This is a genomic window from Polaromonas sp. CG_9.5, assembly GCF_035984465.1.
GTDB lineage: Bacteria > Pseudomonadota > Gammaproteobacteria > Burkholderiales > Burkholderiaceae_C > Polaromonas.
In genome coordinates this window covers 1-17838 of record NZ_JAXCHR010000028.1, presented here as the reverse complement: position 1 = coordinate 17838, position 17838 = coordinate 1, and the positions used below count along the sequence as shown (strand labels likewise).

At 58.7% G+C, this 17838-nt stretch carries 15 protein-coding genes; 8 read left to right on the top strand and 7 right to left on the bottom strand.

Going from position 1 to position 17838, the window contains the following annotated elements:
- Positions 1-33: 33 nt before the first annotated feature.
- The 5 genes from RCH06_RS16015 to RCH06_RS15995 form a co-directional block, all read right to left on the bottom strand.
- Positions 34-828 (bottom strand): ABC transporter ATP-binding protein, encoded by a 795-nt coding sequence (locus RCH06_RS16015; protein WP_327082463.1) that lies wholly within the window; start codon positions 826-828, stop codon positions 34-36.
- On the bottom strand, positions 825-2117 hold the full coding sequence (locus RCH06_RS16010; RefSeq protein ID WP_327082462.1) for a branched-chain amino acid ABC transporter permease: 1293 nt from the start codon (positions 2115-2117) through the stop codon (positions 825-827). The genes RCH06_RS16015 and RCH06_RS16010 overlap by 4 nt, the downstream gene beginning before the upstream one ends.
- 12 nt (positions 2118-2129) lie before the next feature.
- On the bottom strand, positions 2130-3083 hold the full coding sequence (locus tag RCH06_RS16005) for a branched-chain amino acid ABC transporter permease (RefSeq protein ID WP_327082461.1): 954 nt from the start codon (positions 3081-3083) through the stop codon (positions 2130-2132).
- A gap of 182 nt (positions 3084-3265) precedes the next feature.
- Positions 3266-4495, bottom strand: coding sequence for a branched-chain amino acid ABC transporter substrate-binding protein (locus tag RCH06_RS16000; protein WP_442799705.1), 1230 nt, complete (start codon positions 4493-4495; stop codon positions 3266-3268).
- Between the two features lie 439 nt (positions 4496-4934).
- Positions 4935-6560, bottom strand: coding sequence for a 3-(methylthio)propionyl-CoA ligase (locus RCH06_RS15995; RefSeq protein WP_327082460.1), 1626 nt, complete (start codon positions 6558-6560; stop codon positions 4935-4937).
- Positions 6561-6755: 195 nt separating this feature from the next.
- Here RCH06_RS15995 and RCH06_RS15990 point away from each other — a divergent pair, with 195 nt between their 5' ends.
- The 5 genes from RCH06_RS15990 to RCH06_RS15970 all read left to right on the top strand — a co-directional run bounded on the left by RCH06_RS15990 (position 6756) and on the right by RCH06_RS15970 (position 10676).
- Positions 6756-8246: a protein adenylyltransferase SelO gene (locus RCH06_RS15990; RefSeq protein WP_327082459.1), complete on the top strand. Its 1491-nt coding sequence runs from the start codon at positions 6756-6758 to the stop codon at positions 8244-8246.
- Between the two features lie 32 nt (positions 8247-8278).
- Complete coding sequence (msrB, locus tag RCH06_RS15985) at positions 8279-8689, top strand: peptide-methionine (R)-S-oxide reductase MsrB (RefSeq protein WP_327082458.1); 411 nt, start codon at positions 8279-8281, stop codon at positions 8687-8689.
- Positions 8690-8865: 176 nt separating this feature from the next.
- On the top strand, positions 8866-9492 hold the full coding sequence (locus RCH06_RS15980) for a septation protein A (RefSeq protein WP_327082457.1): 627 nt from the start codon (positions 8866-8868) through the stop codon (positions 9490-9492).
- A complete protein-coding gene (locus RCH06_RS15975; protein WP_327082456.1) occupies positions 9489-9788 on the top strand; it encodes a BolA family protein in 300 nt (99 codons plus the stop codon). Before RCH06_RS15980 ends, RCH06_RS15975 begins: the two co-directional genes overlap by 4 nt.
- A 102-nt stretch (positions 9789-9890) precedes the next feature.
- Positions 9891-10676 carry a peptidylprolyl isomerase gene (locus RCH06_RS15970; RefSeq protein ID WP_327082455.1) on the top strand — a complete coding sequence of 262 codons (786 nt, stop codon included), beginning with the start codon at positions 9891-9893 and terminating at the stop codon, positions 10674-10676.
- 146 nt (positions 10677-10822) lie between these two features.
- Here the strand turns inward: RCH06_RS15970 and RCH06_RS15965 are convergent, their stop codons facing one another.
- Positions 10823-13261 (bottom strand): catalase, encoded by a 2439-nt coding sequence (locus RCH06_RS15965; protein WP_327082454.1) that lies wholly within the window; start codon positions 13259-13261, stop codon positions 10823-10825.
- A gap of 283 nt (positions 13262-13544) precedes the next feature.
- Positions 13545-14279 carry a heparan-alpha-glucosaminide N-acetyltransferase gene (locus tag RCH06_RS15960; protein WP_327082453.1) on the bottom strand — a complete coding sequence of 245 codons (735 nt, stop codon included), beginning with the start codon at positions 14277-14279 and terminating at the stop codon, positions 13545-13547.
- A 142-nt stretch (positions 14280-14421) separates the two neighbouring features.
- Between RCH06_RS15960 and RCH06_RS15955 the strand changes: the two genes are divergently transcribed.
- The 3 genes from RCH06_RS15955 to RCH06_RS15945 all read left to right on the top strand — a co-directional run bounded on the left by RCH06_RS15955 (position 14422) and on the right by RCH06_RS15945 (position 17736).
- Positions 14422-16041, top strand: coding sequence for an alpha/beta hydrolase family protein (locus RCH06_RS15955; RefSeq protein WP_327082452.1), 1620 nt, complete (start codon positions 14422-14424; stop codon positions 16039-16041).
- Between the two features lie 25 nt (positions 16042-16066).
- The gene (locus RCH06_RS15950) at positions 16067-16756 is read left to right on the top strand and encodes an OmpW/AlkL family protein (protein ID WP_327082451.1); all 690 of its coding nucleotides are present in this window, start codon (positions 16067-16069) and stop codon (positions 16754-16756) included.
- Positions 16757-16872: 116 nt separating this feature from the next.
- A complete protein-coding gene (locus RCH06_RS15945) occupies positions 16873-17736 on the top strand; it encodes a D-hexose-6-phosphate mutarotase (RefSeq protein WP_327082450.1) in 864 nt (287 codons plus the stop codon).
- Positions 17737-17838: the final 102 nt, after the last annotated feature.

Below are 17838 nucleotides of genomic sequence, written 5' to 3'. Positions count from 1 at the left end.
CCTGAGCGGTCACTCTTGATGTCGTGTTGCATGTCAGTGTCCCTGCCCTTGCGCGTCTGCCACCGATGAACCCAGATACGCCTCTTGCACACGCTGGTCAGCGCGGACGGCTTCGGGCACGTCGTAGGCAATGATTTCGCCGTACACCACCACGGCAATCTTGTCGGCCAGGCCAAACACCACCCCCATGTCGTGCTCGACCGTCAGCAGCGTCTTGCCCACCGTGACTTCCTTGATCAGGGTGATGAAGCGGCTGGTTTCCGAACGGCTCATGCCGGCCGTCGGCTCGTCCAGCAGGATGACGTTGGCGCCGCCCGCAATCGTGATGCCGATTTCCAGCGCGCGTTGCTCGGCATAAGTCAGGTTGGTGGCCATCACATCGCGCTTTTTATCCAGCTTGATCATCGCCATGAGTTCCTCAGCCCGCGCATTGGCATCGTCCAGATCGGCCAGGAATTTCAGGAACGTATATTTGTAGCCCAGGCTCCAGAGCACACCGCAGCGCAGGTTTTCAAACACGCTGAGCTTGGGAAAGATATTGGTGATCTGGAAACTGCGTGACAACCCCATGCGGTTGATCTCGAACGGCTTTTTGCCGTCGATGCGCTGGCCGTCCAGCAACACCTCGCCGCTGGTGGGCTCGAAGCGCCCACTGATCAGGTTGAACAGCGTCGATTTACCCGCGCCGTTGGGCCCGATGATGGCCACCCGCTCGCCCGGATTGACCGCCAGGTTGATACCGCGAATGATCTCGCTCTTGCCAAAGCTTTTACGCAGGTTTTTAAGCTCCAGCGCATAGCTGGCGTGCGGTGGCGCATCAATTTTCATAGCAACTCCCGGCGCTTGATTTCGGTTTCAATTTCATCCTGAATACGGCTCCATTGCTGGCGGAACTGGCGGCGCGCGAGTTCAAACAAAGCCAGGCCGATCAGAAAAACCACTCCGGCCACCAGCCAGGTCGTGCTTTGCGTGGTGTTGAGCACCAGGCCCATGAACTTCAGTTCGGGGCCAACGGCGGCGTTGAGCTGTCGGTGATAGATCATTTCGATCATGGCGGCCGCGCCCATCAGCGTGACGAAAGCCGTCAGCGCCAGTGTCAGGTAACGCAGCCACAGCTGCTTGAGCTTGCCAAACGAAGCCACCCGCAGGTTCATCATGATGAGGCTGGCAATGCCGCCCGGCGCATACATCACCATGAACAAGAAAATCAGGCCGACATACAGCAGCCAAGCCATCGACAGCTCTGACAGCCAGATCAGCGCTAGCACCAGGAGGCCTGCGCCAATGATGGGTCCGAAAAAGAAGGTAGCACCGCCCAGAAAAGTGAACAGCAGCAAGCTGCCTGAACGCACGCCACTGACCACTTCTGCCGTGACAATTTCCGAATTGATGGCCGCCAGACCGCCGCCGATGCCGGCAAAAAATCCGGCAATGATGAAGGCGTAGTAGCGCACGCGCTGGGTGTTGTAGCCGATGAACTCGACACGCTCGGGGTTGTCGCGCACGGCATTCAGAATGCGGCCCAGCGGTGTGCGGGTAAAAGCGAACATGGCGGCGGTGCAAATAAAGCAATACACCGCAATCAGGTAATAAACCTGAATCTGCGGCCCGAAACTGATGCCGAACACTGGCTTGCCATACGAGCGATTGGTGGTGATGCCGCCTTCGCCGCCAAAGAACTCCGGGAACATCAGCGACATGGCAAACACCAGTTCGCCCACGCCCAGCGTGATCATGGCAAAGGTGGTGCCGGCTTTTTTGGTGGTGACATAACCCAGCAAGGCCGCAAAAAACAAGCCCGACAGGCCGCCCACCAGCGGAATCAAGCTCAGGGGAATATAAAAACGACCGCTGGCCGCCAGATTCATCGCATGAATCGCCAGGAAAGAGCCCAGCCCGGCATAGACCGCATGGCCAAAGCTCAGCATGCCGCCCTGCCCCAGCAAGATGTTGTAGCTCAGGCAGATGATGACCAGATAGCCGGCCTGCGACAGCATCGTCAGCGACAGGCTGCTTTTGAACAGCAGCGGCGCTGCGATCAGCATCAACGCATACAACGTCCAGACCGCCCAGCGGCCAAGGTTGTAGGGTTTGGAGGGAGAGTGGGAATTTGTCATGTGCTCAAGTCCTTAACCTTCGTGGGTACCCAAAAGGCCTTTGGGCCGGAAGATCAGGATCAGCACCAGGAACAAAAACGGCAAGATGGGCGCGACCTGTGAAATAGTCAGTTTGAGCACAGGATAGCCAAAGGTCTCAGGCGTCACCAGGTAGTTGAAGTGCGCAAGCAAGCTCATCAGCGACTGGTCCATGGCGACTGCAAAAGTCTGGATCAACCCGATCAGGATGGAGGCCAAAAAGGCACCACTGAGCGAGCCCATGCCGCCAACCACAACCACCACAAAAATAATCGCCCCCACCGAGCCGGCCATCGCAGGTTCGGTGATAAAGGTGTTGCCGCCCACCACACCAGCCAACCCGGCCAGCGCCGCGCCGCCGCCAAACACCAGCATGAAAACGCGCGGCACGTTATGGCCCAGCGCCTCGACAGTTTCCGGATGCGTCAAGGCCGCCTGGATCACCAGACCAATCCGGGTGCGCGTCAGCAGCAGCCAGATGCTGACCAGCATGGCCAGTGAAATAAACATGATGAAGGCGCGCGACTTGGGAAAGTTGGTGCCAAACACGGTAAACAGCGGCCCCTGCAAACCCGTGGGCAACAAATAGTTGACAGGAGAGCGCCCCCAGACCAGTTGCACCAGTTCCAGCAGTAAATAAGACAAGCCGAAAGTGACCAGCAGTTCGGGAACATGGCCGAATTTATGAACCCGGCGCAGGCAAAAACGTTCGAATGCCGCCCCTATGACAAACACCAGCAAAGGCGCGACCAGCAGCGACCACCAAAAACCGATGACCTGCGACGTGCTGTAGGCGATGTAAGCACCCACCATGTAGAAGGAAGCGTGGGCAAAGTTGAGCACGCCCATCATGCTGAAAATAAGCGTCAGCCCGGAACTGAGCATGAACAGCAGCAGCCCATAGCTCAGCCCATTGAGCATGGAGATGGTGAAGAACTCCAGATTCATCGTGGTGCGCCTGATTGGTAAAAATAAAAAAGCCCGAATCGGGGTCGGGCCTGGCCGAAAGAGTCAGTCCGTGGTGCCATTCCCGACTTATCGCGACAGGTGTTGACACCGCCTGGCCGCGCTATGCACGGTTGCGGCGCGACACCTGCGCGCATCGCATTACGGGGAATGGACTGGATGTCTTACGAAGGACGCTTCATCTGGCACGAAGTAGGCGTGCTGGCCACATAGGCTTCGTAATACTTCACCGGCACAAAGGTGTAGCCGGTGTTTTCAGCGTCATACGGGTACTTTCCGCCGGCCTTTTCCCAGCGATCGATGAACAGGCCTTGCTGGAGCTGGTGGTCGGTCTTGCGCATTTCGACCTCGCCATTGAAGCTCTTGAAGCGCAGGCCTTCCATGGCTTTGGCGACCAGCGCAGGCTCGGTCGATTTGGCCTTGGCCATGGCTTCGGTCAGGATCGTGAAGGCGTGATAAATGGCACCGGTGTACATGTCGTCATTGAACTTCTTCTTGAAGTCGCCCATAGCCTGCTGAATGTCGCCGCCCAGGTTGAGGTGGTTATAAGACACCTGATAGACCCGACCCGCCGAAGCAGCGCCCATTGCAGTCGGTGTACCGGTCACGCCGCCGTAGTAGGTATAGAACTTTACATTGTTCAGCCCCGCCTCGTTAGCCGCCTTGATCAGCAGCGTCAAGTCCGAACCCCAGTTGCCGGTGATGACCGAGTCAGCGCCTGACTGCTTGATCTTGGCGACATACGGGGCAAAGTCACGTACCTGCGCCAACGGATGCAGGTCATCGCCGACGATCTGGATGTCGGGCCGCTTGGTGGCCAGGTTGGACTTGGCAAACTTGGACACCTGCTGGCCGTGCGAGTAATTCTGGTTGATCAGGTAGACCTTCTTGATGTCAGGCTGGTCTTTCATGAAGGTGGTCAACGCTTCCATTTTCATGGAGGTGTCGGCGTCCAGACGGAAATGCCAGTAATCGCACTTGCTGTTGGTCAGGTCAGGGTCGACCGCTGCATAGTTGAGAAAAAGCACTTCCTTGCCCGGATTGCGCTCGTTGTACTTGGACAGCGCATCAATGATGGCCAGCGCCGGGCCGGAACCGTTGCCCTGCACCACGTAGCGGGCGCCCTGGTCAATGGCCGACTTGAGCGCGTTGGTGGTTTCCTGTGGGCTGAGCTTGTTGTCGATGCCGATGATCTCGAACTTCACACCGGCCTTGTTTTTCTGGCTGAAGCGATCGGCCAGAAACTGAAAGCTCTTGAGCTGGTTGGTGCCCACCGCTGCCATCAAACCGGACAAGGGATCGAGCCAGGCAATTTTGACCGTCTGGTTCAGGTTGACCGCGCCCGCCTCTGGCGCAGCCATCTTGGCTGGTGCAGGCGCCTGGGCAAAGCTCATGCCCGTGCAAAGCAGGGCCGATGCGGCCACGGCAATACCAAAATGCCGGCGGAAAAAGTAGCGCTGGGTTGTCATCCCTTGTCTCCTGAAAAATAATGGGAACTACGAGCGAAATGAACGGGGAACCACCAAAGGTTAGGGGAAAAGGGATGACACGCTGTCAGGGAATGCCCTATCGGATGTCACTCGGGTGACTGGGGATGGCCCCACGCTCCCCACTGCGTGTGGTTCGCTGCGCCCCGAGGAGGCTGCTGCGCCTGCGGCCCGGCGAAGCCGGTTCCGCGGCCCTGGCTGGTTTGGGAAAACCGGTGCGCACCTACCCTTGGCGCTTCATGCTCTTTGCTGCCTCTGAATAGGTGGCTGCGCTTGGGCGGCCCTGAACTGACGATTGGCCGGCAAACGGCTGGCAGAAAACTATTTCTGCCCTTGCCATTCACTTTCAGGACTGCGGGAGCTGGTAGTCCTTAAGCAGTTCGCGCAGCCGGGTTTTGAGCATCTTGCCGGTCGCGCCCAGCGGAATCGCGTCGACGAACACCACGTCATCGGGAATTTGCCATTTCGCGGTTTTACCTTCGTAAAAGTGCAGCAGCTCCTCACGGCTGACATCCATGCCCGGCCTTTTCACCACTGCAATGATGGGCCGTTCGTCCCACTTTGGATGCACCATGCCGATGCAGGCGGCCATCAGCACCGCAGGATGCGCTACTGCGATGTTTTCGATGTCAATCGAGCTGATCCATTCGCCGCCCGACTTGATGACATCCTTGCTGCGGTCGGTGATCTGCATATAGCCATCGGCATCAATCGTGGCCACGTCGCCGGTCGGAAACCAGCCATCGACCAGCGGGTCGCTGGTGCCTTTGTAGTATTCGCGAATGACCCACGGCCCCTTGACGAGCAGATCGCCATACGTCTTGCCATCCCACGGAAGCTCCTTGCCGGAGCCGTCAACGATTTTCATGTCAACACCGTAAATGGCCCGGCCCTGCTTGAGGCGGACTTTCATTTTTTCGTCGGCAGACAGCCCGTCATGCTTGTTCTTGAGCGTGCAGAGCGTGCCCAGCGGGCTCATTTCGGTCATGCCCCAGGCATGCAAAACCTCTACGCCGTAGTCGTCGTTAAAAGCCTGGATCATGGCCGGCGGGCAAGCCGAGCCGCCAATCACCGTGCGCCGCAGGGTTGAAAACCGCAGGCCCTGCGGTTTCATGTGCGTCAGCAGCATTTGCCAGACGGTGGGCACGCCGGCGGCATAAGTGACTTTTTCAGCCTCGATCAGTTCATACACCGACTTGCCGTCGAGCGCCGGGCCGGGAAACACGAGCTTGGCCCCTGTGAGCGCAGCCGAATACGGAATGCCCCAGGCGTTGACGTGGAACATCGGCACGACGGGCAAGATTGAGTCGCGTGCCGAGATACCCATGACATCGGGCAATGCCGCTGCGTACGCGTGCAGTGTGCTGGAGCGGTGGCTGTACAGCGCCGCCTTGGGGTGGCCCGTGGTGCCGCTGGTGTAGCACATGCTCGAAGCGGTGTTTTCGTCAAACTCGGGCCAGCTGTAGTCGGTCGATTCAGCGGCTATCCAGCCTTCGTAGCTCTGTAAATTGGGAATGCCGGAATCCGCAGGCAGCTTGTCGGCATCGCACAGCGCAATGTAGTGCTTGATGGTGCTGCAATTAGCGTGCACAGCCTGCACCAGCGGCAAAAAGCTCAGGTCAAAGCACAGCACCTGGTCTTCGGCGTGGTTGGCAATCCAGGCAATCTGGTCAGGGTGCAGGCGCGGATTGATGGTGTGCAGCACGCGGCCCGAACCGCTGACGCCGTAATACAGCTCGAAGTGGCGGTAGCCGTTCCAGGCCAGCGTCGCCACGCGGTCACCAAACTTCAGCCCCAGCGCATCAAGCGCATTGGCCACCTGACGCGAACGCTGGGCGGCCTCTTTGTAGGTATAGCGGTGGATGTCGCCCTCGACCCGGCGCGACACGATTTCCGCGTCGCCATGATGGCGGGCAGAAAATTCGATCAGTGATGAAATCAGCAAGGGCTGGTTCTGCATTAAACCTAACATCGTCTGCGTCCTTTTCCGCCCGGTCGGGCATGTCATGAAAATTAAAACCTTCTGCGCGCATGGTACAGGCGCGCATGGCGCAAACTACTCGGGGAATATCCGTAGCTGCGCCACGTTGGCGACACGCAGCCACGCAGGGCGCAGCGGTTTACCCCTTGCTGCGCAGGGCTGCTTGGCGCATTGCACAATTCAGCGATGAGACCTGCCACAGACACTGCCGCCCGCCCGATCAACCCTGCCCAAGCCGAGCTGAAATGGATCAACACTTTTACCGGACTCGGTCCGGACTTCTACACCGAATTAACGCCCCAACCCCTGCCTTCGCCCTATTGGGTTGGGCGCAACCGCGCCTTGGCGCGTGAATTAGGGTTGGGCGATGCATGGCTGGAGTCTGCCGAAACGCTGGCCGCCTTGAGCGGCAACCAGCCACTTCCCGGCACCCAGCCACTGGCCAGCGTCTACAGCGGCCATCAGTTCGGCGTCTGGGCCGGTCAACTGGGTGATGGCCGGGCCATCTTGCTGGGGGAAATTGAAACGCCACAGGGCCCGCAGGAAATCCAGCTCAAGGGCGCGGGCCTGACGTCATATTCGCGTATGGGCGATGGCCGTGCTGTGCTGCGCAGCTCGATTCGTGAATTTTTATGCTCCGAAGCCATGCACGGGCTGGGCATTCCGACGACCCGCGCGCTGTGCGTTACGGGTTCTGACGCGAAGGTGCGGCGCGAAGAAATCGAAACGGCGGCGGTGGTGACGCGCACAGCACCAAGCTTTATCCGGTTCGGCCATTTCGAGCATTTCAGCCACCGCAACCAGCACGCGCAACTGAAGACACTGGCCGACTACGTCATCGACCGTTTTTATCCCGAATGCCGCGACGCGAAGCAGCCCTATGCGGCTTTGCTGCAAGTCGTCAGCGAACGCACGGCGCACCTGATGGCCGCCTGGCAGGCAGTCGGGTTTTGCCACGGCGTAATGAACACCGACAACATGAGCATTCTGGGCCTGACGATTGACTACGGCCCGTTTCAGTTCCTCGATGCATTCGACCCCGGCCACGTCTGCAACCATTCCGACGAGCAAGGCCGTTATGCCTACAACAAGCAGCCCAACATGGCGTACTGGAACCTGTTTTGCCTGGGCCAGGCGTTGCTGCCGCTGATTGAAAACCAGGAAGATGCGCTGGCCGCTCTGGAATCCTACAAAACCGTTTTCCCTGACGCGCTGCAAGCCCGCATGCGCGCCAAACTGGGCTTGCCCGACGAACAGGCCGGCGACAAGGAATTGATTGACAGCACGTTCCGGCTGCTGGCGGCCAACAAGGTGGACTACACGATTTTCTGGCGCCGGCTGTGCGCCTTCAATGCGCAAAGCGGCCATGCACCGGTGCGCGATTTGTTTTTTGACCTCGAATCCTTCAACGCCTGGGCGCTACAGTATTCAGAGCGGCTTGCGCCCGTGGACAGTGCGCATAGAGCCGATTTGATGCTTAAAAGCAATCCAAAGTACGTGCTGCGCAACCATCTGGGCGAAGAAGCGATTACAGCGGCGAAACTAAAAGACTTTTCGCAGGTCGATACCTTGCTGACCTTGCTGCAGTCCCCATTTGATGAACACCCGGAGCAGACAAGCTTTGCCGGTTTCCCGCCCGACTGGGCTGCATCGATTGCCATCAGCTGCAGCTCTTAACCCCTCTTTCAACCCATCAGGACTTCAAAATCATGACCCCAAAAATCCAGAAAACCGATGCCGAATGGAAAGCCGTGCTGGCTGAAAAAGGCGCAGAAGCCGTGGCCTTTGAAGTCACGCGTCACGCCGCCACCGAACGCCCTTTCACCGGCAAATACGACAGCAACCAGGCGGAAGGCACTTACCGCTGCATTTGCTGCGATGCCGAACTGTTCGATTCGTCGGCCAAGTTCGATGCCGGCTGCGGCTGGCCGAGCTTTTCACAAGAAGTGAAGGAAGGCGCCATTGAAGAGCATGTCGATCGTGCCCACGGCATGACCCGTACCGAAACCGTTTGCGCCAACTGCGGCGCCCATCTGGGCCATGTGTTTCCCGATGGCCCGACACCGACCGGGCTGCGTTACTGCATGAATTCTGCGTCACTGGACTTCAAAAAGAAGTAAGCCCCCACGCTCCCCACTTCGTGTGGTCGCTGCCCCCCCCGAGGGGGCCGCTGCGCCTGCGGCCCGGCCAAGCCGGTTCCGTGGCCCCTGCTGATGTGGAAGCAGGCAAAACTCCGCTTCCCCAAGTGGCGCGGGCATTCTTCCGAAACCAAAAACCGCTCCGACATAATCACGCCATGAAAATTTTGTTCGACTTTTTGCCGATAGCGCTTTTCTTCGGCATGTTCAAGTACGCCGAAGGCCACAAGGACTGGGCCGCCGCCACTGCCACCGACTGGCTCGGTTTCATGGTGTCGGGCGGCGTGGTTGGCCCTGCTGAAGCGCCGGTGTTGCTGGCCACGGTGGTGGTGATTGTGGCCACGCTGGCGCAAATACTTTGGCTCAAGGCACGCGGCCGCAAGGTCGACACCATGCTCTGGATCAGCCTCGGGCTGGTCACGGCACTGGGCAGTGCCACGATTTACTTTCACAGCGAAAGCTTCATCAAATGGAAGCCGACCGTGCTGTACTGGGTGATGGGCGCATCGCTGCTGGTGGGCGATTTGCTGTTCAAGAAAAACGGCATCAAGTCGCTGATGGGCGCGCAAATGACATTGCCTGACCCAGTCTGGCGCAAAGTCAATTTCAGCTGGGTGGCATTTTTTGCAGCGATGGGCTTTCTCAACCTGTGGGTTGCCTTCAACTTCCCGACCAGCACCTGGGTCAATTTCAAGCTCTTCGGCGGCATGGGGCTGATGCTGGTGTTTGTGGTGGTGCAGGCGTTTTTTCTCAACAAACACATCAAACCGGACACCACCTCATGAACAGCGCCGAAAGCCAAAACACCGCCTTGCCGGTTCGCACCCGGGAAATTGAGCAGCAACTGCGCGACAAGCTGCATCCGACGCGACTCGAAGTGCTGGACGAAAGCGCCTCGCACGCCGGCCATGCAGGCGCAAATGCACAGGGCTTTGGTTCGCACTTTCGTGTGCGTATTGCCAGTCCGGCATTTGCCGGAAAGAGCCGCGTGGCATGCCATCGGCTTGTGTATGATGCAATGCAAAATTTCATTGATCAGGGCCTGCATGCCCTGGCTATTGAGATCGTTGATGCGCATTGAGACAGCCCGACTGCCTTGATCTTTCGCAACAAGGCCCGGCTTCTGGCTGGCAACAATCAAACCGCTCACCCCCACTATTCCTCTAAGGATTTCGACTTGATCATGAATAAACAACTTTTACTGGCCACCGCCATGGCAAGCTTGCTGGCACTGGGCGCCACCGGCGCTATGGCGCAAAACGTCGCCATCGTCAACGGCAAGGCCGTTCCCAAAACCCGCCTTGATGCACTGGCCCAGCAGGTCGCCAAATCCGGTCGGCCGGTGACGCCTGAAATGGAAGGCCAGCTGCGCGAAGAAGTCATCGCCCGCGAAGTCTTCATGCAAGAAGCCGAGAAGCAAGGCATTGCCACCAGCGATGAATTCAAGACGCAGATGGAACTGGCGCGCCAGACCTTGATGATCCGCGAGTTGTTTGCCAATTACCAAAAAACCAACCCCGTTACCGACGCCGACCTCAAGGCTGAATACGACAAGTTTGTCGCTGCCAACGGCGGCAAGGAATACAAGGCGCGCCATATCCTGGTTGAAAAAGAAGCCGACGCCCAAGCCATTATTGCCAGCCTGAAAAAAGGTGCCAAGTTTGAAGACATCGCCAAGAAGCAGTCCAAAGACCCTGGATCGGGTGCCAATGGCGGCGATCTGGACTGGGCCAATCCATCGAGCTACGTGCCTGAATTTACCGAAGCGCTGCTCAAGCTGAAAAAGGGCCAGACCACCGATACACCGGTGAAGTCGCAGTTCGGTTACCACGTCATCCGGGTGGACGACATTCGCTCAGCAAAATTGCCGGCGTTTGAAGAAGTCAAGCCGCAAATCGCCCAGCAGATGCAGCAGCAAAAGCTGGCTGCATTCCAGGAAGAATTGCGCAAGAAGGCCAAGGTGGAATAAACCCGCGCCATGCGCCCTGAAAAAACGCGGCCTTGGCCGCGTTTTTTTATGCGCTGCTTTATTTGAGCGCCATCATCGCGAAGTCGTGGGCCGAAGCCCTCTACGGCACGGATGAATGACTGCGGTCACAACAAAGCCGCAAACCGTCACACCCGTGGCGGATCGGTTTCGCGTTCCGGATGACGGTGTCGCGCAACACCTTCAATGAACTTGGCGGCGGCCGCCTGGGCCTTGCTAGACATCGCCAAAATCAACCCTGGATCGGGCTTGCCGTCAGCCAGCGTGAGTGGCACGCCGGCTTTTTCAAGCAACGATTTGGACGCACCCAGCGCCAGGATCGTCTTGCCATGACGGTACTGGTCCTTGATAAATTCCATCGTGTGGCCGTCCTTGGCCAGCGTGTCAACGGCCGCCTGGCCGTCGGGCAACACCAACGCGTCAAACAAAAAGCCAGGCTCGTTTTCCAGCGAAGCATCGGCTTGCAGTACCTTGCCGCCATCGGCCTTGACACCGCCAATATGAGGCGCCACCAGACGCGGCACGGCACCGGCATCGAGCACTGCCTTTTGCAGCACTTCGACAGAATGAGCCTGCACGCCGGGTGCGATCAGCACAGCCACCTTGCGCCCTTTGATGGAACCATCCCCTGGCCTGGCCATCAGCGACAAAGTAGGCGATTTTGTAATTTCAGGCTTGGCCGGATTTTCCAGCGCACGCGGCATGGCGTCGGGCAGCGGGTCAATGCCCAAGCCCTCAGCCACCTTGCGCGCCAGTGATTCGGACGCGTTGCGCAGCATGGACACGGTGCGCTCACGAATTGCCGGCACGGTCACTTTGCTCAACTCAAAACGAAAACCAGCAGCAATATGCGCTTGCTCCACCGGCGTCTGGCTTTCGTAGAACAGCGTCGCCTGCGTGTAATGGTCGGCGAACTTTTCAGGTTTTCCGCGCACCTTGTCTTGCTCTTCACGCGCTTTCAGGCGGGCCGGAACGGTCACAAAGCCTTGACCTGCGCCGGCCTGGAACGGACAGCCGCCGCCCAGCGAATTGGGCTCGTACGCCACATTGCCCCGATGGACCGCCTGACGGTGCATGCCGTCGCGCTGGTTGTTGTGCACCTGATTGATCGGCGCGTTGATCGGGAGTTCGTGAAAGTTCGGTCCGCCCAGACGGGATATTTGCGTGTCCACATACGAGTGGATGCGGCCGGCCAGCAACGGGTCGTTGGAAAAGTCGATGCCAGGCACCACATTTGCCGTGCAAAACGCCACCTGCTCGGTTTCAGCAAAAAAGTTGTCGGGGTTGCGGTTGAGCACCATGCGCCCAACCGCCTGCACCGGCACCAACTCCTCGGGAATGAGCTTGGTCGAGTCCAGAATGTCAAAGCTGAATTGCTCGGCCTGTTCCTCGGTAAAAATCTGCAGTCCCAGCTCCCATTCAGGGTACGCGCCCGACTCGATGCGCTCCCACAGGTCGCGCCGGTGGTAGTCAGGGTCAGCGCCTGAAATCTTGACGGCTTCGTCCCAAACCAGCGAGTGCGTGCCGTATTTCGGATTCCAGTGGAATTTCACGAATACCGACTTGCCTTCTTCATTGACCAGCCGATAGCTGTGAACGCCAAAGCCCTGCATGGTGGCCAGACTACGCGGAATGGCGCGGTCTGACATCTGCCACATCAGCATGTGCGTGGACTCGGGCATCAGCGAGACAAAGTCCCAGAAGGTGTCGTGCGCGCTGGCAGCCTGCGGCATCTGGTGGTTGGGCTCTGGCTTGACGGCATGCACCAGATCAGGAAACTTCATGGCGTCCTGAATAAAGAACACCGGCATGTTGTTGCCGACCAAATCCCAGTTGCCCGCGTCGGTGTAGAACTTCACGGCAAAGCCGCGCACATCGCGCGCAGTGTCTTTGGAGCCGCGCTCGCCAGCCACGGTAGAAATGCGCACGAACACCGGCGTGATCTTCCCGGCTTCCTGAAATGGCGCGGCTTTGGTGTGCTCGGTCAGTGGCGCATAGCACTCGAAATAGCCGTGCGCACCCGAACCACGTGCATGCACGACGCGCTCGGGAATGCGCTCGTGGTCAAAGTGCGTCAGCTTTTCGCGCAGGATGAAGTCTTCAAGCAAGGCCGGGCCGCGCAGGCCGAACTTGAGCGAATTCTGGTTGTCGGCAATCGCCACGCCTTGATTGGTCGTGAGCACCTGGCCGGCAGAATCAACGCGCACCCGATCCAGCGTGCCGATGGTGGCGTTGACGCCTTCAGGCGCTACGCCGCCGGTTTTGTCAGAGCTGTTGGCTTCAGACACGGTACTGGCGCCGGGCAAGCGCGACTCGGGCTCGACGGTGGCACCAGGCTGGGGCGCCATGGCGTTTTCAAAGCCATGTTCGGCGGCTTTGGTCGGGTTAAAAGGCATGCCAGCTGCCAAGGCTTGCGTTTGCGCCATTTTTTGCGCCAGTGCGTCGTTACCGGCACTGCCAGTCATTTCGGCCGGGCCGCTGTCGGTGTTGCGGGCGGGCGCCTTGGCGGCGGCTTTGTTTTCAGCGGAATCTTTGCGGCCATTGGCCGGGGGCTTGGGTGAAGTCATGGTCGGCTTTAATGAGGAGTTGTTGCTGGCAAAAACGCCAACCACCACCTTAGCCAGAGGCCCGCCAGGACGCTGTAGGACGCGGCCCCCTGCAAAAGCCAGCATTTTCTCAAGCCCGTAGTTGTCCCCGGATCATGTGGATAACTTTGTTGATAACGCACTGAAAAGTGTCGCAAAGCGTGACAGGGCAAGGCTTTCAGCACGATGCCTGTATTTTGGGCGATTGGTGCAAACGCTGCTTCCCGCCCTATCCAGCTCAACCCGCGTCGGCGCAGCGTGCGGATTATTTCAGCAGGTTCACCAGCATCAACACGCCAATCAGCACTGGCTGATGCAGCAAGTAATAGCTCAAGCTCCAGCGACCCAGCCAGGCCAGTGGCTGACCGGCACGGCCCACGGGCCGGTTCATCCACTGCGGTCGACACCGCAGCACCCATTGGCCGGCGGCCATGCCCCACCACATCACACCCAGCCACGGAATAACCGGCACGTAGTCTTCAGTAATCGGCTTGCGGCTGATCAAACCGAGCCAGTTAAACCAGTTTTGATTAAGAAATTCGGCTTGGGCGCTTATTCCGTGGACATAGACAGCTATGAACTTCATAGCAATGGCCAAACCACCCAGCCACCACAGCCAGCGGCCCCAGCGCGCCGTCAGGCGAACGATGAGCAGCATCACGGCCATGCCATGCAGCACGCCAAAGTAAATAAAGGTTTGCGGGTACATCAGATAAGAGCCGGCGCTGACCAGCAGCGCGCTGCCCGCCACCAGCGCCCAGCGCCGCCAGAACCTAGGCCAGCTCTGGCTTTGCTGAACGGCCACTGCCTGACCCCAACCCGCCGTAAACAGAAACAGGCTGACGATGGCGGTGCGTTGCCAAGTCCAGAAAGGATCGACATAAAAATTCTGCGTCAGATAGCCAAAATGGTTCAAGTCAAAGCACACATGGAAAACAGTCATCCAGACAATGGCCATGCCGCGCAGGGCGTCGAGAGAGTCAAAACGGCGAAGGTTCATGGCCCAAGTTTAAGCAGATGTTTTTTTGCCTCACTGTGGCTGGGTTGGTAAAAACCCTAGGTGCCTTACGCGTTGCGCTTGCTACCATTTGCTGCAATTAATAGAACGGTCGTTCTATTTTTAAACCCAGAGATGAAAAAGCATGAAAACACTTTATTTGTTGAGCACGGTGGCTGCAGCGTCATTACTTGTGGCCTGCGGCGGCGGCGATTCAGCGACCAACCTGGGCACGGTCGATACCAGCCCCGTGCGAGGCGCGCTGATCCAGAATCCCCCGCCACGTACTGCTTTTTTCACGGCCAGCGACTTCACCGCAAAGCTCAACGCAAGCGATAACGGCCGCAACTTGCTGGCCATTGCAGGCAAACCCAAATGCGGCGTCGATGTGCAGTACATCAAGTACGGCACCGTCGGCGGCGCTGGAGAACCCACCGACGCGTCCGGCGCACTCATGACGCCGTCCGGCGGCCCGGGCTGCACAGGCAGCCGCCCCATCGTGCTCTACGCGCACGGCACCACTACCGTCAAGAGCTACAACCTGGCCAACTTGCTTGACGGGAATGCGCCGGCTTACTCGGAAGCGGCCTTGATTGCCGCCACCTACGCCGCGCAGGGTTACATCGTGGTGGCACCCAACTATGCGGGCTACGACTCCTCCAAACTGGCCTATCACCCCTACCTGAACGCCGACCAGGAATCCAAAGAGATGATGGACGCCCTGAGCGCCGCACGCAAAGCCTTGCCAGGCTTGCTGCAACCCGTGCAGGACAGCGGAAAACTGTTTATTACCGGCTATTCGCAAGGCGGCCATGTGGCCATGGCCACCCACAAGGCGATGCAGGCCGCCGGCCAGACCGTCACGGCCAGCGCCCCCATGTCAGGGCCGTATGCACTGGCAGCGTTTACCGATGCCGTGTTTTACGGCAACGTCAACCTGGGCAGTACGATTTTTACGCCCTTGCTGCTCACCAGCTACCAAAAGGCCTACGGCAATATCTACAGCAACCTGACCGATATTTACGAGCCGGCCTATGCCAGCGGCATCGACACCCTGTTGCCCACCGATACGCCGCTGTCGACCTTGACGGCACCGGGCGGAAGGCTGCCACAAACCGCGTTTTTCAGCAGAACGCCGCCCACCGCACCCGCCGGCTCAGGCCTGCAGCCCATCCTGAACGCCATCAGCCCGCCCACATCACCGCCCGCACTGGCTCCCTTGTTTGCATTGGGCTTTGGCACCAGCAACCTGATCACCAACACTGCGCGCCTGAACTACCTGCTTGATGCCATTGCCAATCCTGATGGCGCAGTGCCCAACGTCACCAATGGTGCGCAACCCGTTGACCCCAAGTACCCCGTGCGAATTGCGGCCAAAAAGAATGACCTGCGCAACTGGAAACCCACCAGCCCGGTGCTGCTTTGCGCCGGCAGCGGTGACCCCACGGTCTTCTACAGCGTAAACACCGAGTTGATGCAGGGCTTCTGGTCGGCGCCGTCACCGGCAGCGCTGGCCCCAGGTTTGCTGACAGTTCTCAATGTCGATTCGACCCCCACCAGCGCAGCCGACCCCTTTGCCGCCGCCAAGGCAGGTTTCGGCATGGCAAAAACCGGCACGGCAAAGGCCGCCATTGCCGCAGGTGCCAGCGATGGCGGTGCTTCTGCGGTCACGCAGGCGTACCACGGCGGACTCGTGCCGCCGTTCTGCAACGCGGCAGCACGCGGTTTCTTTCAGCAAGTAGAGGCCGCTACGGCTGCCCGGTAAATAAATACTCAAAGGAAAATAACCCATGAACACCAGGTATTTATTCCTGACCAGCATGCTGGCCGCGTTGGCTGCAAGCCCTGCGCTGGCACAGCAAAACACCATCAAGCTCGGAATTTCCAACGTCCAGCCGCATTCCAGCACCAGTGATTTTTCAGGCCCCTTTACGCCTGCGGGCATCAGCCTGGAAGTTCGCGACAAAACTACGCCGTTCTTTTCGTACACGCGCGAAATCGACGACCAATGGAATGTGGAGCTGGCTCTGGGTATTCCGCCCTCGCACGACATTGCACTGAAGGTCAACAATGCAGCGTTGCCCGCCAGCGCGCAGGCCCTGTCGGGCCAGGTAGGCGCAAAAGTGCGGCAGGTTGCACCCACTATTTTCGTGAACTACAAGTTTCTCGAAAAAACCAGCCCGTGGCGTCCCTTCGTTGGCGTGGGCGTCAACTACACCCGGTTTGACAAAACCAGCTCGACCGCTGCCGGCAATACCTTGAATGGCGGAGCGACCTCCATCTCGCTGGAAGATTCAGTCGGCCTAGCGCTTCAGGGCGGCCTCGCCTACCAAATCAACAACCAGTGGTCGGTGTCCGCCGCGCTGGCCACGGCGCGCGTGAAATCCAAGATAACCACCAACACGCTGGGCATCGAACGTACCGCTGACATCAAATTCAGCCCCATGGTGTTTACGGTCGCGCTCGGTTATTCGTTTTAAAAAAATCTGGTTAAAAGCAAAAAAGGGGTACGACGTACCCCTTTTTTTATGCGCCAAAACACCATGGCGGCCAGCAAAGATCAACTTCGGCATCCCCCATCGCCATAATTCAGGCCATGCATCTCCCGCCCCAAATTACACGACTCTCGCAGGCAGGCCACGACTGCCTGCAACTCAAAACCCGCCACGGCACCGCCACCCTTGCCTTGCACGGCGCGCATCTGCTGTCCTGGGTGCCTGCAGGCCAACGCGATGTGTTCTGGCTGTCGCCCCAGTCCGCACCTGAACCGGCGGCCATTCGCGGCGGCGTGCCGGTGTGCTGGCCGTGGTTTGCCAAGCAAGGCATGCCTGCCGAAGCGCTGCAGCACGGCCCGGTGCGCAATCTGCCCTGGCAAATCAGCGCGGTTCATGCCAGTAGCGACGATGAAGTCAGTCTGAGCTTGATGCCCCGCGAACAGGTTTCACTTGCGCCCAATTTGCGGGTGAGCCTGCGCATCACGCTGGGTAAAACCTTGCATCAGACATTGCACACACGCAATCTGGGCAGCCAGCCTTTTCAGCTGACGCAAGCGCTGCACAGTTATTTTTCCGTCAGCGACGCCACGCAAATCAGTATTGAAGGCTTGAATAATCTGCCCTACCTGGACAAGCTGCGCGGCATGACGCCCGCTATTCAACAAGTCCCGTTTGCCCTCGACCAGTCGTGCGACCGCATTTATCACCATACCGCGCCCAGCGCCACCCACCGCTACAGCCTGACTGACCCGGTCTGGAAACGCCGCATCGTGATTGACACCCAGGGCAGCGCGTCGGTGGTGGTCTGGAATCCGGGCAGCGAAGGCGCCCAAGCCATGCCCGATGTGCCGGATGCGGGTTGGCAGGATTTTTTCTGTATCGAAGCCGCCAATGCCGGGCCTAACGTGATTGACCTTGCACCAGGCGCAGAACATCAGCTCGCGCAGACTTTAAGCATCATTTAGCCCACTGGCGCATGGCGGACTCAAATCTGAAGTGCAACACCTTTATTCAACTAAGGTGTGAAGATGAAAAAACTCCAGCAGTATCAGCAACTTCAGCTGCAA

Excerpts from the sequence above, each read along its gene's own strand:
- msrB (WP_327082458.1), top strand. The coding sequence starts at position 8,279 with ATGACCCCAAAAATCCAGAAAACCGATGCCGAATGGAAAGCCGTGCTG.
- RCH06_RS15955 (WP_327082452.1), top strand. The coding sequence starts at position 14,422 with ATGAAAACACTTTATTTGTTGAGCACGGTGGCTGCAGCGTCATTACTT.
- RCH06_RS15995 (WP_327082460.1), bottom strand. The coding sequence starts at position 6,560 with ATGTTAGGTTTAATGCAGAACCAGCCCTTGCTGATTTCATCACTGATC.
- RCH06_RS15950 (WP_327082451.1), top strand. The coding sequence starts at position 16,067 with ATGAACACCAGGTATTTATTCCTGACCAGCATGCTGGCCGCGTTGGCT.
- RCH06_RS15960 (WP_327082453.1), bottom strand. The coding sequence starts at position 14,279 with ATGAACCTTCGCCGTTTTGACTCTCTCGACGCCCTGCGCGGCATGGCC.
- RCH06_RS16015 (WP_327082463.1), bottom strand. The coding sequence starts at position 828 with ATGAAAATTGATGCGCCACCGCACGCCAGCTATGCGCTGGAGCTTAAA.
- RCH06_RS15975 (WP_327082456.1), top strand. The coding sequence starts at position 9,489 with ATGAACAGCGCCGAAAGCCAAAACACCGCCTTGCCGGTTCGCACCCGG.
- RCH06_RS15970 (WP_327082455.1), top strand. The coding sequence starts at position 9,891 with ATGAATAAACAACTTTTACTGGCCACCGCCATGGCAAGCTTGCTGGCA.
- RCH06_RS16010 (WP_327082462.1), bottom strand. The coding sequence starts at position 2,117 with ATGACAAATTCCCACTCTCCCTCCAAACCCTACAACCTTGGCCGCTGG.
- RCH06_RS15980 (WP_327082457.1), top strand. The coding sequence starts at position 8,866 with ATGAAAATTTTGTTCGACTTTTTGCCGATAGCGCTTTTCTTCGGCATG.
- RCH06_RS16005 (WP_327082461.1), bottom strand. The coding sequence starts at position 3,083 with ATGAATCTGGAGTTCTTCACCATCTCCATGCTCAATGGGCTGAGCTAT.
- RCH06_RS16000 (WP_442799705.1), bottom strand. The coding sequence starts at position 4,495 with ATGAGCTTTGCCCAGGCGCCTGCACCAGCCAAGATGGCTGCGCCAGAG.
- RCH06_RS15965 (WP_327082454.1), bottom strand. The coding sequence starts at position 13,261 with ATGACTTCACCCAAGCCCCCGGCCAATGGCCGCAAAGATTCCGCTGAA.
- RCH06_RS15990 (WP_327082459.1), top strand. The coding sequence starts at position 6,756 with ATGAGACCTGCCACAGACACTGCCGCCCGCCCGATCAACCCTGCCCAA.
- RCH06_RS15945 (WP_327082450.1), top strand. The coding sequence starts at position 16,873 with ATGCATCTCCCGCCCCAAATTACACGACTCTCGCAGGCAGGCCACGAC.